Here is a 13,884-nt window from a genome sequence, read left to right as displayed (position 1 = left end):
TTCGTCAGCTTCGCTTCCTCGCAATGACGAAAGAAAACAAAGGAACTCAAATGTCTAAAACGCATCCCCCGTCCGTGGAGGGCGGAAAACGCTACCTGCATGCCACGATGCATGAATTTAAAACCCACATTGCCGCTTATATGCGCGCGCTGGAGGCCGGCCGGGCGGACGGCATTGTGCTCAAACGCTATCACAAGCCCGTGGGCATTCTTTTTCCGATGCCAAAGCGGGATTAGCGCTGCTTTGCGTATTGCCGGAGGGCGCGCGCCATCCCGTAGATGGAAATCCCCAGTGCCGGCAGGCCCAGCGCGAACATCAGGCCGACCTGAATCATAAACGACATCGGCGAGTCCGCGTAATAGGTATAGGCGTCATATTTGATCTGGATCCGCCCGGTGGTGAGCGCGAAGTAGGCCATCACCATAAGCAGCGCGCCAAAAAACCAGACCATGGAAAGCAGCCCCGTAATGCCGAGCAAATCCTTTTTGCTGATCGGTTCGTCGTCGATTTCTATTTGGGGTTGATCTGTCATTTTTGGGGAATTTTAAATCCCGGAGTCGACTTAGTCCACTTTTAAGTGAAAAAAATCAATCCTTTACGAAAAGAGTTGGTCCGCTTAATGTGGACCCACATTTCAAATGGAGGCTGATATGACCCGCTTTTTTGTTTTTCTGACAGCTACGTTTTTTCTTTTTGCGCTTTCCCCCGCCCGGGCGCAAATGCAGGACCCGATCCTCACCTTGCCCGACGGACAGGCCATTCTCAATATCTCCGCGACAGAGCGCATGGAAATCGAGCAGGATCTGCTTGTGGCAACCCTGTCTTACGTCGTGCTTGACCGCGATCCGCGCACCCTTCAAAACGAGATTAACACCGTGATGGCCGCTGCGCTTAAGGCCGCCAAAAAGGTGGAAAGCATCAAGGTCAACACCGGCGCGTACCAGGTCTACGAACAGCACGACCCGCGCACCAAGGAAAAGAAATGGCGCGGCAGCCAGTCCCTGACCCTGAAATCAAAAAAGGCAGAGGACCTGCTGGAATTAACCGGAAAACTGCAGGATATGAGACTGACGATGAACGGCCTGTCTTATATGCTCGCCCCTGAAACAGCGGTGAAAATCCAGGACAACCTGATGGAAGCAGCACTGAAACAGCTTCAGGACCGCGCGAACCGCGCCGCCAAAGCGATGGGGAAAAGCGCTGCGGAACTGCGGGATATCAATGTGCAAAGCGGCGGCATGCCCTATCCGCAACCGCAATATGCGCGCGGCATGGCCATGGCGGAATCTGATATGGCAATGGCCACGCCTGTGGCCTCAGCCGGGGAAACCACCATTACCCTGACAGTGTCCGCCCGGGCGATTTTAAAGCCTTAAAAAAAGCCGGACTCATACGATTGTGCGCAGAAAAAAGACATTTTTAACTGTTTGCCTGCCAGACTAACCCGCGTATTATTGAACGGCAGATGAAGTCAAAACGGAGATAAAAAAGGTGAACAGCGATCCATCAAAAAACGTCCTGGGCGATCTGGAAGGCAGCGTCCTGAATGTGCATAGCCAGCTTGACCTCATACAGCAATTCATGTCCCGCCGCTTTGATGAGCTGTCTATGGAAATAAACGCCACATCACAACAGATTGATATGACGGAAGAAGGTCTGGGAAAGCGCTTTTCGGAGATTCTGGAGATTTTGGGCGCCATTTCCTACAACGGACAGGGCCTTACGCCCGCCAATACGGGCGTCGAGCTTGAAGCCGTTATTGAAGATACGGAAAAGGCCGCCAACACCATTCTGGATGCCGCCGACCGCATCGTCGAACGCATCGAGCACGATGAAGAGTGGAACAATCCCGACACACAGGAAATCGCAAAGGAAAAAATAAAACAGGATGTGCAGGATATCCTGATGGCCTGCACCTTTCAGGACCTTGCCGGGCAGCGTATCCGGAACACGCTGGATAATTTGCAATTGATCGAAACCCGCCTGAGCGGGACGCTGAAAAAGCTCGGGATCGACGTTGCTCCCAGCGAAGAAGACATCGCCAAAAAAGCCCAGGGCACTGCGCGCTCCTCTCAGGGCGACATTGATACCATGTTCTAATGGTTCAAGGGTTTGAAATTCTGTGCTAGACTCCCCTGAGAATGAGCAAATTCAACACATCCCTTTTGCGCGAAAAATTTACCCTACATGACCCTTTGGAAGGGTTAAGCGGCGAACCGCCTTTTATTGCCCTGAGCAACCGGATGGTTGTGCCTTTGGCCAATGACACTTTTCAGGAACACGAAACATTTGTCGTCCGCGCCCAGAATATGCATAGCTGCGTGCGCCTGGCCGGCGCGATCGCCAAAGAATTTTTTGACCGCGGTCCCATTACGCCACGCATAGAGCCGTTCCGCTGGGAAAAGCTCTGGCTGGAGGTCGTAAAAGGATATGAAAAAGAATGGAATCCCGACATATGGGGATGCGTTTACTACAACGGAAAGATTCTCTTTAAGGCAGGAGAGCATCACCAGTTTCTGGATATCATCGAACAATGCGATGCCAAAAACAAAGGGGAATACGAATCTTCCATCGTTTTCGCGGAAGAAGCCTTTAAACAGGCCGGAAAAAACATACGGATCGAGCATGACGCCAATATCGCCCTGATTATAAAGATCGGCGCCGAGGAAGAAGACGAAGCAAAATGCGGCGTTATCCTGCGCGGCGCAGACAAAACAACCACCTTTAATTACACCGTGGCCCCCAAAAAAGATCCCATCAAAATTCCAACGCTCCTGAGTGTTTCCGCGGCTTTTCTGGAGGGAGTCCAGCTGGCTTTTTCCGTTGGATTTATTAACAAAAAACGCGCGGCCAAACTCATCGAAAAATATTCGGACGAAGACCGGAAAGGGGAGAAATCGACGCAGCGGCTTATGAACCTGAACACGGCGATCAGCCAGTTTGAACAAAAATATCATGTGTCTTACCGGCCCGAACGCCCGGACTTTTCGGAGATGAAAAAGGACGCGGAAATTTTCGCAATGAAAATTCTAAAACCCCAGATCGAAAAAAGGATAGCCTCCGGAGAGATAGACGAAGACGACTGGGTGATTTAGAGCATTATGCAACCGGGTCGAGCACAACCCGGTTTGTCATCCTGAGCCGAAGACGAAGGATCTCAGCGTTTTCCGGAGATTTTTCGCTGCGCTCGGAAATGACAATGTTGGACCAACCCAAACGATGAACGGTCTAGCCCATCAGAGCTGACATATCCCCCTCCGCCTGCAAACAAGCGCAAACCGCTATACCTTACACGATGACCTTACGCCGCCAGACTGCGTAAAACATAATGCAATATCCCGCCATGGCGGTAGTAGTCCGCTTCATCTTCCGTGTCGATCCGGCAAAGCAACGGGACCTGCTCGCTGGAGCCGTCCTTGCGGTGGATTGTCAGAAGGACGTCCTGCCGGGGTTTTAACTCCCCCTCAATTCCCGTGAGATCAAACGTTTCCTCGCCCGTCAGGTTCAGTGACTTACGGCTTGTGCCCTCTTTAAACACGAGCGGCAGAACCCCCATCCCGACAAGATTGGAACGGTGAATCCGCTCAAAGCTCTCGGTAATGACGGCTTTAACGCCCAGAAGACGGGTGCCTTTGGCAGCCCAGTCGCGGGAAGATCCCGTCCCGTATTCTTTCCCTGCAATCACGACCAGCGGTGTGCCCTTTTCGATATACTTCATCGCGGCATCATAAATGGACATTTCCTCTCCGCTTGGCACATGCCTTGTAAAGCCGCCTTCGACCCCGTCAAGCATTTCATTCTTGATGCGAATATTCCCGAAGGTCCCGCGCATCATCACCTCGTGGTTTCCGCGGCGGGAACCGAAAGAGTTGAAATCGCGCGGCGCAATCTTGTGATCTTCCAGATATTTCCCCGCCGGAGAGCCCTGCGTAATCGAACCGGCAGGAGAAATATGGTCGGTCGTCACACTATCGCCCAGCAGCGCCAGGCAATGCGCGCCTTTAATGTCCCGTGTCGGCGAAGGCGACGCCGCCATCCCTTCGAAGAAAGGCGGGTTTTTGATATAGGTGGAAATATCGGCCCAGTCATACGTTTCGCCGGACTCGTCCCCGCCGCCGATGGCCTGCCATTCTTTCGGCCCTTTAAAGACATCCGCATAGCGTTCCGTGAACATTTTCTGCGTCAGGCAAAAATCAATCGTATCGCGAATTTCTTTATTGGACGGCCAGATATCTTTCATAAAGACGTCATTGCCTTCCTGATCCTGCCCCAGCGGCTCCTTCAGAAGATCCTTCTTCATAGACCCCGCCAGCGCATAAGCCACCACAAGCGGCGGAGACGCCAGATAATTGGCCTTCACATGCGGCGATATCCGGCCCTCAAAATTCCGGTTACCGGACAGAACGGACGTGACCGTTAAATCCCCCTCTTCAATCGCCTTGGTTATATTGTCCGCCAGCGGTCCCGAATTCCCGATACAGGTCGTGCAGCCGAAGCCCACCACATTAAAGCCCAACGCATCCAGATCATCCTGCAGGCCCGCTTTTTCAAGATAGTCGCTGACCACCTGCGACCCCGGCGCCAGGGACGTTTTGACCCATGGCTTGGTTTTAAGGCCTTTTTTCAAAGCATTGCGCGCCAGCAGCCCTGCGCCGACAAGGACAGACGGATTGGACGTATTGGTACAGCTTGTAATCGCGGCGATAACGACATCGCCATGATTCAATTCATAATCCGCTCCTTCGACAGGAATTTTTTTGTCTTCCGCCACCAGCTTGCCAAAACCTGCGGCAGCGCCGGAGAGCGCAATCCGGTCCTGCGGACGCTTGGGGCCGGAAATAGAGGTTTCTACCGTGCCGATATCCAGCTGCAGGCAATCTGTAAATTCAGGCTCGTTCTTACTGTCGCGCCAAAGTCCCTGCTCCTTCGCATAAGCCTCCACCAGCTTCACGCGGTGGGGATCCCGGCCCGTAAATTCAAGATAACGCAACGTTTCGTTGTCAATCGGGAAAAAGCCGCAGGTTGCGCCGTATTCCGGTGCCATGTTCGCAATCGTTGCACGATCCGCAAGAGACAGGTGATCCAGCCCTTCGCCGTAAAACTCGACAAATTTTCCGACGACCCCTTTTTCCCGCAGCATCTGGACAATAACCAGAACAAGGTCTGTCGCGGTTAACCCTTCTCCCAGCTCTCCGGTCAGCTTGAAACCGACCACTTCGGGAATGAGCATGGAAATAGGTTGCCCCAGCATGGCCGCTTCCGCCTCGATTCCCCCGACTCCCCAGCCCAGAATAGCCAGCCCGTTCACCATCGTTGTATGGGAATCCGTGCCCACCAGCGTATCGGGATAAGCGACCTGCTTGCCGTTTTGGTCTTTTTCGACCCAGACGCTCTGGCCCAGATATTCCAGATTCACCTGATGGCAAATACCGGTGCCCGGCGGCACGACGCGGAAATTATCGAACGCCTCCTGCCCCCAGCGCAAAAATTCATACCGCTCGCCGTTCCGCTCGAACTCCCGCTCGACATTATGCTGGAAAGCCTGCGCACTGCCGGCTTCATCCACCATCACGGAATGGTCAATCACAAGATCGCAAGCCGACAGGGGGTTGATCTTCTGCGCATCGCCGCCAAGCGCCACCACCGCCTCGCGCATTGCCGCCAAATCAACCACTGCGGGAACGCCTGTAAAATCCTGCATCAGAACGCGCGCCGGACGGTACGCTATTTCATGTCCCGATTTCCTGTTTTTCAGCCACTCTACCAGAGCCCGCACGTCTTCCGTCTTGACGCTGCGCCCGTCTTCATAGCGCAACAGGTTTTCCAGCAGGACTTTCAGCGTAAAAGGAAGCTTCGAGATATCACCCATTTCCGCCGCAAGCGCCTTCAGGCTGAAATAATCGTAAGATTTCCCTTCAACGTCTAATGTTTTGCGGGTTTGGAGTGTATCTTGACCTGTGCGTACCATTTTGGGACCTCGTTTTGGATGTTGTTATGCGCCGAATAAAGGACGAAAATCCTCTGGCTTCGGCTAGGAGTGTATCATGGCGCGCGGAAAATAAAAAAGTGGTTAATGCGTGGGAATGAGTCCAAAAAAAACAAAGAAATACGCATTACGGCAAATATCGCCCTTATTTTTGCCATATTTATAAGCGACACTTAAAGAGTAATTATTTTTTCTCCTCTTGATGTTTCCAGACCGCTGCCCCAAAAAGCAGCGGTTTTGGCTTACTATAGGCTGCGTTTTTGATGTCCGTGGGCAGGGCAGGCCTTTCTGACACGCTCATACTCCTCCGCCGTATCGAGGCGCTGCTGCAATATTTGTCTCTCTTGCGTCATTTCCTTTGTTTGCGCACGAACAGGCTCCTGAATAGACTCCAGCATGTTTTTCTGGATGCTTTCAAAAGACGTAAGGGGATAAGGGCCTGCGCCCGCCCCCCTGTCCTGAACCAGTTTTTCGATCAAACGCTTCATCCTGTCCGCATATTTGCGGGCCACAGTAGCGTCCACCTCAAGATGCCGCTTCTCATGCGCCAAAATCGCATTATGTTCGCAGCTTCCTTTTTTGAACTCGCGGGCGATATATATGGTCGGATTCACGCGCATCGTCACGTTGACCCTGTCAAAATAAATACAGCCCTTCCCCTGCACCGGATATTTCTCATGCATAAACTGGACGCGGCTTTCGACACGGATTTCACCGCTCATAAGCCCCCCGACTTTCGCGTCATGCTCCGGCCCGTAGGGAGAAACCGTATCCACCTCAAACCCCGTCAGTTCGGCTTTGCTTTTGGAATAATCATAATTCACAACCGTTTTCAGGCGCTCGACCGTTACAACAGGCTCTTTTCTGGGGACGCACTTCACCTCCATCGCCGCCAGATGCAGCAGCCCCATACTTACCCATTCAAGCCCAAACATGCGTCTTCCTTCTTTCCTGACATTCCGGTAGAACATTCCATTATACAGGAAACTTGTCTATAAGAGGGATAAGAATCAAAAAAGGCCGGGAAAGGCCGGGAAAGGAAAGACAAAAATGTCCGCAGCCATGGGAAGCGTTTTATTATTTTTACTGGATGTTTTTTTCTGGATTATCATCATCCAGGTCGTCATGAGCTGGCTGATCGCCTTTGACGTCATCAATGTCCGCAATCCCCAGGCCGCCAATCTGGTCCGGCTGTTTGATAAAATTACGGCCCCCGTTTATACCCCGCTGCGAAAATTCATACCGCCCATTGCGGGGATCGATATTACGCCGATTATTATTATCTTCGGCATACAGCTTTTGAAAAACCTGGTCGTCAGCGTCTTTTTAACGGCCGGCGCTTCCGGATATTAGATCATGGCCGACGTACAAATCATTGACGGAAAAGCCCTCGCCGCGCAGCTTAGAGAGCAAATTGCCGCCGAAGTGGCCGCCATGCCAAAAAAACCGGGACTGGCCGTTATCCTGGTCGGCGACGACCCCGCCTCCCAGGTTTATGTCCGCAACAAAATCACGGCCTGCGAAAAGACAGGGATACAGAGTTTCGAACACCGCATGGACGAAAACTCTTCCGAAACAGAAATCCGGCACGCCATAAAAAACCTGAACGCCAATCCGGATGTCCACGGCGTTTTACTGCAGCTCCCCCTGCCGGCCCATCTGGCCGACGTGCAGGAAAAACTGGTACAGGGCATTGCGCCGGAAAAAGATGTGGACGGCCTGACAATCGCCAATGCCGGAAAGCTTTTTTTAGGCATGAAAGACGGCATGGTGCCCTGCACACCGCAAGGCGCTTTGCATCTTATTCAATCCGTCAGGAAAGATTTAAGCGGCCTGAACGCCGTTGTGATCGGCCGCTCCAACCTGTTTGGCAAACCGATGGCGCAGCTCCTTCTGAATGAAAATTGTACCGTGACAACCGCCCATTCCCGCACGAAAAACCTGCCGGAAATCTGCGCAAACGCCGATATCCTGGTCGCGGCTGTGGGCCGCCCGAAAATGGTTCAAGCAGGCTGGATCAAACAAGGCGCGATTGTCATTGATGTGGGGATTAACCGTCAGGAAGACGGGAAGCTCTGCGGCGATGTGGATTTTGAGGCCGCCAAGGAAGTGGCCGGCGCCATCACCCCCGTCCCCGGCGGTGTCGGCCCGATGACGATTGCGTTTTTGCTCAAAAACACAGTAAGGGCAGCAAGCTAGCCCTACTCTCCCTGCGCTTTGGTGAAGCCGGGATCGCCGTCGTAATTATAAAGATTTTCCACGGCCGTGAAATCCAGCCCCGCGCCGTGCAGCGCTTTAAGCTGCGCCGTCACATCCGCATGAAGGACGTGTCCGTCCCGCCCGACAAAGCGCAAACGCCAGTTGTCGGAACAAAAGGTTTCCGCCGCCCCGTCCGGCCAGACTTTCGTCCCGCGATTGGAAATAATCTTGAGATGGACATTTTCCACCGTGTGGGCATTTACGACATCCGCCAAATCATCCGGCTCGCCATTCCAATCCAAAAAGACATCCACGCCGACAAGCTCTTTCTTCTGCTCGACACGGTCACGGACAGGCGGCAGGACAAGCCCGCCGCTTTTACCCTGCCCGTAATCCTGAACGGCCATATGCTCCGGCTTTTGCCCCATACGCTCTATCACAGCCCCGGCAAAAGCGGCGGTGCCGACTTTTTCCCTGCTCGTGCCTTCACGGTAAAGGTCCCCCGTGTGAATCCCGTCTTCAATCGTTTTAAGCCAGGCATTGTGAACCTTTCCGGCCACGTCGTTCTGTCCAATATGCACCAGCATCATGACGGACCCCAGAAGAAGACCGGAAGGATTGGCGATGCCCAGTCCTTCGATATCCGGCGCCGTGCCGTGCATGGCTTCAAACATCGCGCAGGTCGTTCCGATATTGGCCGAAATGCCAAGCCCGACAGACCCCGTTACCTCCGCTGCAATATCGGAAATAATATCGCCATACAGGTTTTCCGTCACAATCACATCGAACACTTCCGGTTTGGCGGCAATGCGCGCCGCCCCGATATCGATGATATAGCGCTCCTGCTCTACTTCCGGATACTCTTTCCCGATTTCCTGAAAGACGCGGTAGAAAAGCCCGTCCGCAACCTTCATGATATTGTCTTTGACCATGCAGGTGACTTTCTTGCGGTTATTGGCCTTCGCATATTCAAAAGCATAGCGGATAATCCGTTCCGAACCCGGCCTTGAAATCAGTTTAACCGCCGCCACCGTATCCTGCGTCTGGCGGTATTCAATCCCCGCATAGAGATCCTCTTCATTCTCCCGCACCACCACCAGATCCATATCGGGGAAATGGCTTTCCACGTAAGGCGCGTAAGACACGCAAGGACGCACATTCGCATACAGCCCCAGCGTTTTGCGCACCGTCACATTCAGGCTTTTATACCCGCCGCCCATCGGCGTAAAAATCGGCGCCTTTAAAAATACCTTGGTCCGGCGCAGGGACTCCCAGCTTGAGTCTTCGATCCCTGTCGGCACGCCGCGCTCGTAAACCTTCTTGCCGATTTCAATCTCTTCAATATCAAGCCGCGCGCCGGCCGCTTCCAGAATTTGAAGCGTTGCGTCCATAATTTCCGGCCCGATGCCGTCACCGCGTGCTACTGTAATAGGGGTATTGCCAGTCATGTCTAAAAGCCTTCCTTGTGAGAACCACCAGAAGGCTTTATTATACGCATCTGCAACCGCCAGTCGAGAGAGATTACAATCTTATGTTCAAATCCTTAAGCCCCAAAGACCACCTTCTGGCGATGTCTGCGCTCGTAAGCACTGGATGGAGCGCCTATGCCCTTCTCGACACCATTTCCAAGACACTGGCGCAAGACTACGACGTTCATCAAATCATTATGACGACCAGCTTTGTCGGCATGGCTTTTTTAGGCGGGTGGATATTTCTGGCAAAAGGGTGGAGGGGCTTTGCGTCAAAGCGGCTCAAATGGCATCTGGCGCGCGGATTTTTGATCGGCTTTGTAGCCATAGCGGTTGTAAACGCTCTGGCCCTGATTCCCCTGGCCGAATTTTACGGCATCGTTTTTATCTCCCCATTTCTGGTCCTCATCATGACCGTTCTGTTTTTGAAAGAGCATGTCGGCTGGCACAGATGGATGGCCGTCGCCGCCGGATTCACGGGCGTTATTGTTTTGGCGGGCCCGCAATTCATGCATTTCGGCGCCGGGGTCATACTAGCTTTTCTGGCGGCATTCCTTGTTGCCGCCAGCACCATCCTTGTCCGAAAGATCGGCCCCGGAGAATTTTTGCCGCTTTACGGATTTTATCCATTCTTTTTTATGTTTCTGGTCAATACGCCCCTTGCCCTGCCAAACCTCAAACTGCCGGAAATATCTGATATATGGCTTTTCGCCGCAGGCGGCCCCCTTGTTGTTCTGGGACAGCTCGCCGTGACGTACGCTATCGCCCACGTCAAAGAAACCGCTATTATCGCACCGTTTCACTATATCCAGATTATCTGGGGCGTTGTGCTGGGCTATCTTATTTTCGGGGATATCCCCGCCCTCACAACCTTAAGCGGCATTTTCCTTATTGCCAGCGCAGGGCTTTATACGATTTACCGGGAATACCACCTCGCGCACGCCGAAGACTAATCACGAAGAAGCTTCTTATCTTCGCTGCGCTTGTAAACATAAATGCCAAGAACGGACAACCCCACGGCCCAGATCGTGCTTAAAGAGGCCATGCCCTGCAAAACCAGCGGCGCTTTTTCCGTTTCGAAAATCATCACATAGGCCAGCCCGAACATCTGCGCCGCCCACGTAAAGGCCATCAGATAGCCAAAAGTAGGCCGCATGCGCCGGACATAAGGATCGTTCGACGCTACCTCTGTGCGCAGGGATTTGTTAATCTCCTCCAGAGACACTTCAAATTCCCTGGACTTCATTTGCGCCATCTGTTCGGCATGGCGGTTGGCTTCGGCCATCTGCTCCTGCGAAATCATCCCGCCCGCCAGCGCGGCGTCCAGTTCGCCCAGCGCCTTACTTGCGCTTTGCGCCGCGGGATGGTCTACGTTCCCCAGGGAACGGCCTAGAATATCAATTAAAATGGGAAGCCCCAGTTGTGTCAGTATTGCAGGAAACATTCTCTATACCTCTATCAGTTTGTAAAAAATATGCTGCCCGATGATTGCCGTCGGCTTTTCCCCTTTGGCCCAATACGGCGCGACATAAGCTGCGTGGTAATGCGTGGCGCCGCCCGTGGGGTCCCGCAGTGTTCCGGATGCGGCGCGCCGGGCAACTTCCAGAGCCGTAACAAAACGGGCGTTTTTTTCGTCGGCGGCCTGAAGTTTTTTATAGCTTGGATCGCTCCGGTTCCAGCAGGAGAATTGATACGGCTTCTGGCAGACCCGGATAATGTCGTTGCCCCACCAGTAACCGCCCTTGGCTTTCGATATGTTCACACGGTTCAGGACAACGGCGGCAACCGCCTCCATCCCCCTTTCCCCTTCGCCCCGCGCCTCCCCCCAGAGCGTGCGGGCCAGCACATCCACTTCCATCTCCCGGTAAAAATCGGACGCAACCGTCCCTTGCGCTTCCCCGTCCCGGAAAAGCAGCTTTAAAAAACCGAACATGATTTTATCCTTTAAGTGTTGTTTGTTTTTTCCGCCTGCAGGGAGGCAGCCTTGAGGGCCGTGCGGTCGAGTTTCGATTCGATGCGCAAGAGATGCCCGACAATACGGAACTCCAGATCCTTCATATCGCCTACGGACGCGTAGCTTTTTGCGACCTCCAGCTTGAAGGCGGACAGCGCTTCCCGAAGCTGGTTGGACCGGAGCTCCAGCGCTTCGTGCAAATGAAAAAGAGAGTCGTTGCATTCTTTACGCGTGCGCCAGATCATCCAGAACATGCCGGAAATCACCGGCAGATCGAAGGCCGTAATCCACCAGACCAGTCCGCTTTCAAATAGGGTATTCATTTTCTAAACCTCAAAATCTGTTTGTGCCGTATGGTTTTCTCCGCCGCGCTTCCAGTTTGGACGGGAGGTCGCGTAGGACCTTTTCAGGCGGACGGGTTCCTGCAGCAAAGCGCCCGCCACTGCGTCCAGTCCGTCGTCCCGCGCGCCTTTAAGACCGGGACGCCATTCAAGAATCTCCTGCAAGAAGGGCGTATCATAGACTCCCGCATGGACATGCAGCGCGCGCGCCGCCAGCGCCGCGTCAAAAGCTTCAAGAATACGCAAATCTTTCGGGCGCGTATTGCTGACCTCTAAAACAGCGCAAGGCGTATTGGCCGCGCCCAGTTCCCGGCGCAAAACAGCCGGCAGGAACTTTCCAATCCCGTTTATTTCCACCACGACAGAAGGCGCGAACAGACCTTTGAGGATCCTTGCCACTTTTTGGCATTGCTGTGTGGCCTCATCTGTCTGAGCGTTCGGATCGCACCTGATATATTCAAGCCGGTGCAGCCAGTATTCCCCCTCTTCGTCCGTATACACGACAGCCAAAACGCTGCCGTCCCCGCCCGCGCTGCCAAAGGACGGGTCCCACCAGGCGCTGCACGACACAAGTTTCCGCGCCCCCAGATGAAGACTGGCACTCTTCTGTACTTCCTTATAAACCAGTCTGTCCCCGTAACGGCAAAGCAACGCGGGATCGAGCCGCCCTTCCGCAATATTGACGGGCTGAAGCATCATCTGGGACGCAAATTTGTTCGGTCCCGTTTGCGTCCTGATACGCTCTATATCCTCCACCGTATAACGCTCCGGCCAGGCGCTGTTCCCGTCACCGTCAAGAAGCGGCAGACAAAGACGTTTATAGTTTTTTAAAAAAATTTCGTCCTGCCCCAGATCCGGGCGCGGCGCAGACGCATAAATGGTATCCCATGTATGCGGCGTCCCGATATAAAGCTGCATTCCGCCCGGCGTTAAAATATATTCGTTCTCCGCCAGACGCTCGCGAAGACCTTCTCGTTTTTCTGCACTATCGCATGTCCCTGGAACCTCCACATCATCGCAGATAATAATATCCGCCCGGTTTCCGGTGATGTTGGAAGAAACCCCCGCCGCCAGAACGGACGGGTCCCGAAGCTCTTTATTCCGTTTGATTGTAAAGCGGTCGTTACTCCACTGATCCGCTTTCCTCGGCATGAGATGCGCCGTTAAAGGATGTCTCTCGATCATCCTGCGGATGTTCCGCGCCATTTTGCGGGCGAGCGACCCTTGCGCGGACAACACCAGGATACGCATATCCGGATCCCGACATAGAAGCCATGCCGAGAACGCCCCGGCGATCGTCGACTTTCCGCTTGCCCGAAAGGCCATGAGCAGCAGACGCCTGTCGCCACGCTCCCAGCATCTTTGCAGCCACGTCGCCATTCGAAAGTGAATCGCTGGTGTTGTATATCCTTGACAAGAGTTCCATAGGCTTAAAAATACGCCGAAATCGACGTTTTTGCAATAAATTTCAGACATAACAATATAAGCTAGTTGTGATAAACCAACCTTTTAAAAGAAAAAATCCACATTAAGAACATTATAAAAAATGCTGTTAATCATCCGGATATTCTTCATGGTAATGACGCAGATTTTCTTCCGCATCGGAAAGAGCCTTCACCAGACTCTGGTTATTCTCCGAATCCTGATCCGGAAGCTCGGCCCATTTCGCCAGCTTCAAAAGAAGCTCGATATGGGCAATCGCCACTTTGCAGGCCGTGTGGTGCGCGGAAAACGCCTTGGCGTCGTCCTGCGGCGCCTCACGCTCTGAAAAACGATGATAGGAGTCCAGCGCGCGTGTAAGCGCTTCCGGAAGAAACTCCTGTAAATACAGCCGCGTTTCTTCCTTTATCTTATCTTTTGTCATGCAGGTCCTTTTAAAACACAATAAAACCCCGCTCCATGAGCGGGGTTTTGTCGCACAAAATAACGAACAAA

Annotated in this window: 16 protein-coding genes; 7 read left to right on the top strand and 9 right to left on the bottom strand. The window is 53.2% G+C overall.

Going from position 1 to position 13,884, the window contains the following annotated elements:
* Positions 1-50: 50 nt before the first annotated feature.
* Complete coding sequence (locus H6853_04915) at positions 51-236, top strand: hypothetical protein (protein USO02894.1); 186 nt, start codon at positions 51-53, stop codon at positions 234-236.
* Here the strand turns inward: H6853_04915 and H6853_04910 are convergent.
* Positions 233-532 (bottom strand): hypothetical protein, encoded by a 300-nt coding sequence (locus tag H6853_04910; GenBank protein USO02893.1) that lies wholly within the window; start codon positions 530-532, stop codon positions 233-235. The genes H6853_04915 and H6853_04910 overlap by 4 nt on opposite strands.
* Before the next feature lie 118 nt (positions 533-650).
* Here H6853_04910 and H6853_04905 point away from each other — a divergent pair, with 118 nt between their 5' ends.
* From H6853_04905 to H6853_04895, 3 genes are all read left to right on the top strand, one after another.
* Entirely contained in the window at positions 651-1,376 is a 726-nt protein-coding gene (locus tag H6853_04905) for an SIMPL domain-containing protein (protein USO02892.1), read from the top strand.
* Positions 1,377-1,491: 115 nt separating this feature from the next.
* Positions 1,492-2,100 (top strand): hypothetical protein, encoded by a 609-nt coding sequence (locus H6853_04900; protein ID USO02891.1) that lies wholly within the window; start codon positions 1,492-1,494, stop codon positions 2,098-2,100.
* A gap of 41 nt (positions 2,101-2,141) precedes the next feature.
* Entirely contained in the window at positions 2,142-3,095 is a 954-nt protein-coding gene (locus H6853_04895; GenBank protein USO02890.1) for a hypothetical protein, read from the top strand.
* Positions 3,096-3,301: 206 nt separating this feature from the next.
* Here H6853_04895 and acnA read toward each other — a convergent pair whose 3' ends face one another.
* Both acnA and H6853_04885 read right to left on the bottom strand, forming a co-directional pair.
* A complete protein-coding gene (acnA, locus tag H6853_04890; GenBank protein USO02889.1) occupies positions 3,302-5,968 on the bottom strand; it encodes an aconitate hydratase AcnA in 2,667 nt (888 codons plus the stop codon).
* Positions 5,969-6,231: 263 nt separating this feature from the next.
* Entirely contained in the window at positions 6,232-6,921 is a 690-nt protein-coding gene (locus H6853_04885) for a hypothetical protein (protein USO02888.1), read from the bottom strand.
* A gap of 115 nt (positions 6,922-7,036) precedes the next feature.
* On the opposite strand from H6853_04885, the gene H6853_04880 reads away from it, so the two are divergent.
* Together H6853_04880 and folD are read left to right on the top strand one after the other, a co-directional pair.
* Positions 7,037-7,339, top strand: a complete 303-nt coding sequence (locus tag H6853_04880) for a YggT family protein (protein USO02887.1) — start codon at positions 7,037-7,039, stop codon at positions 7,337-7,339.
* 3 nt (positions 7,340-7,342) lie between these two features.
* Positions 7,343-8,185 carry a bifunctional methylenetetrahydrofolate dehydrogenase/methenyltetrahydrofolate cyclohydrolase FolD gene (gene folD / locus H6853_04875; protein ID USO02886.1) on the top strand — a complete coding sequence of 281 codons (843 nt, stop codon included), beginning with the start codon at positions 7,343-7,345 and terminating at the stop codon, positions 8,183-8,185.
* A gap of 2 nt (positions 8,186-8,187) precedes the next feature.
* On the opposite strand, the gene H6853_04870 is transcribed toward folD, so the two are convergent.
* Positions 8,188-9,633: an NADP-dependent isocitrate dehydrogenase gene (locus tag H6853_04870; GenBank protein ID USO02885.1), complete on the bottom strand. Its 1,446-nt coding sequence runs from the start codon at positions 9,631-9,633 to the stop codon at positions 8,188-8,190.
* A gap of 17 nt (positions 9,634-9,650) precedes the next feature.
* Between H6853_04870 and H6853_04865 the strand changes: the two genes are divergently transcribed.
* Positions 9,651-10,607, top strand: coding sequence for a DMT family transporter (locus H6853_04865; protein USO02884.1), 957 nt, complete (start codon positions 9,651-9,653; stop codon positions 10,605-10,607).
* Here H6853_04865 and H6853_04860 read toward each other — a convergent pair.
* The 5 genes from H6853_04860 to H6853_04840 all read right to left on the bottom strand — a co-directional run bounded on the left by H6853_04860 (position 10,604) and on the right by H6853_04840 (position 13,813).
* Positions 10,604-11,098 carry a ribokinase gene (locus H6853_04860; GenBank protein ID USO02883.1) on the bottom strand — a complete coding sequence of 165 codons (495 nt, stop codon included), beginning with the start codon at positions 11,096-11,098 and terminating at the stop codon, positions 10,604-10,606. The two genes, H6853_04865 and H6853_04860, sit on opposite strands and share 4 nt — an antisense overlap.
* Before the next feature lie 3 nt (positions 11,099-11,101).
* The gene (locus H6853_04855) at positions 11,102-11,587 is read right to left on the bottom strand and encodes a cell wall hydrolase (GenBank protein ID USO02882.1); all 486 of its coding nucleotides are present in this window, start codon (positions 11,585-11,587) and stop codon (positions 11,102-11,104) included.
* A gap of 11 nt (positions 11,588-11,598) precedes the next feature.
* Positions 11,599-11,931: a hypothetical protein gene (locus tag H6853_04850; protein USO02881.1), complete on the bottom strand. Its 333-nt coding sequence runs from the start codon at positions 11,929-11,931 to the stop codon at positions 11,599-11,601.
* 3 nt (positions 11,932-11,934) lie between these two features.
* Positions 11,935-13,425: a phage terminase large subunit gene (gene terL / locus H6853_04845; protein USO02880.1), complete on the bottom strand. Its 1,491-nt coding sequence runs from the start codon at positions 13,423-13,425 to the stop codon at positions 11,935-11,937.
* Between the two features lie 76 nt (positions 13,426-13,501).
* A complete protein-coding gene (locus tag H6853_04840; GenBank protein USO02879.1) occupies positions 13,502-13,813 on the bottom strand; it encodes a hypothetical protein in 312 nt (103 codons plus the stop codon).
* Between the last annotated feature and the right edge of the window lie 71 nt (positions 13,814-13,884).

It is taken from the genome of Rhodospirillales bacterium (genome assembly GCA_023898765.1).
Taxonomy (GTDB): Bacteria; Pseudomonadota; Alphaproteobacteria; order Micavibrionales; family Micavibrionaceae.
This window is presented reverse-complemented; position numbering and strand designations above follow the sequence as displayed.

What these genes read in the sequence shown, in the direction of transcription:
- H6853_04880 (USO02887.1), top strand. Translation starts at nt 7,037, where the DNA reads ATGTCCGCAGCCATGGGAAGCGTTTTATTATTTTTACTGGATGTTTTT.
- H6853_04870 (USO02885.1), bottom strand. Translation starts at nt 9,633, where the DNA reads ATGACTGGCAATACCCCTATTACAGTAGCACGCGGTGACGGCATCGGG.
- acnA (USO02889.1), bottom strand. Translation starts at nt 5,968, where the DNA reads ATGGTACGCACAGGTCAAGATACACTCCAAACCCGCAAAACATTAGAC.
- H6853_04885 (USO02888.1), bottom strand. Translation starts at nt 6,921, where the DNA reads ATGTTTGGGCTTGAATGGGTAAGTATGGGGCTGCTGCATCTGGCGGCG.
- H6853_04915 (USO02894.1), top strand. Translation starts at nt 51, where the DNA reads ATGTCTAAAACGCATCCCCCGTCCGTGGAGGGCGGAAAACGCTACCTG.
- H6853_04910 (USO02893.1), bottom strand. Translation starts at nt 532, where the DNA reads ATGACAGATCAACCCCAAATAGAAATCGACGACGAACCGATCAGCAAA.
- H6853_04905 (USO02892.1), top strand. Translation starts at nt 651, where the DNA reads ATGACCCGCTTTTTTGTTTTTCTGACAGCTACGTTTTTTCTTTTTGCG.
- H6853_04860 (USO02883.1), bottom strand. Translation starts at nt 11,098, where the DNA reads ATGTTTCCTGCAATACTGACACAACTGGGGCTTCCCATTTTAATTGAT.
- H6853_04850 (USO02881.1), bottom strand. Translation starts at nt 11,931, where the DNA reads ATGAATACCCTATTTGAAAGCGGACTGGTCTGGTGGATTACGGCCTTC.
- H6853_04895 (USO02890.1), top strand. Translation starts at nt 2,142, where the DNA reads ATGAGCAAATTCAACACATCCCTTTTGCGCGAAAAATTTACCCTACAT.
- terL (USO02880.1), bottom strand. Translation starts at nt 13,425, where the DNA reads ATGTCTGAAATTTATTGCAAAAACGTCGATTTCGGCGTATTTTTAAGC.
- H6853_04840 (USO02879.1), bottom strand. Translation starts at nt 13,813, where the DNA reads ATGACAAAAGATAAGATAAAGGAAGAAACGCGGCTGTATTTACAGGAG.
- H6853_04855 (USO02882.1), bottom strand. Translation starts at nt 11,587, where the DNA reads ATGTTCGGTTTTTTAAAGCTGCTTTTCCGGGACGGGGAAGCGCAAGGG.
- folD (USO02886.1), top strand. Translation starts at nt 7,343, where the DNA reads ATGGCCGACGTACAAATCATTGACGGAAAAGCCCTCGCCGCGCAGCTT.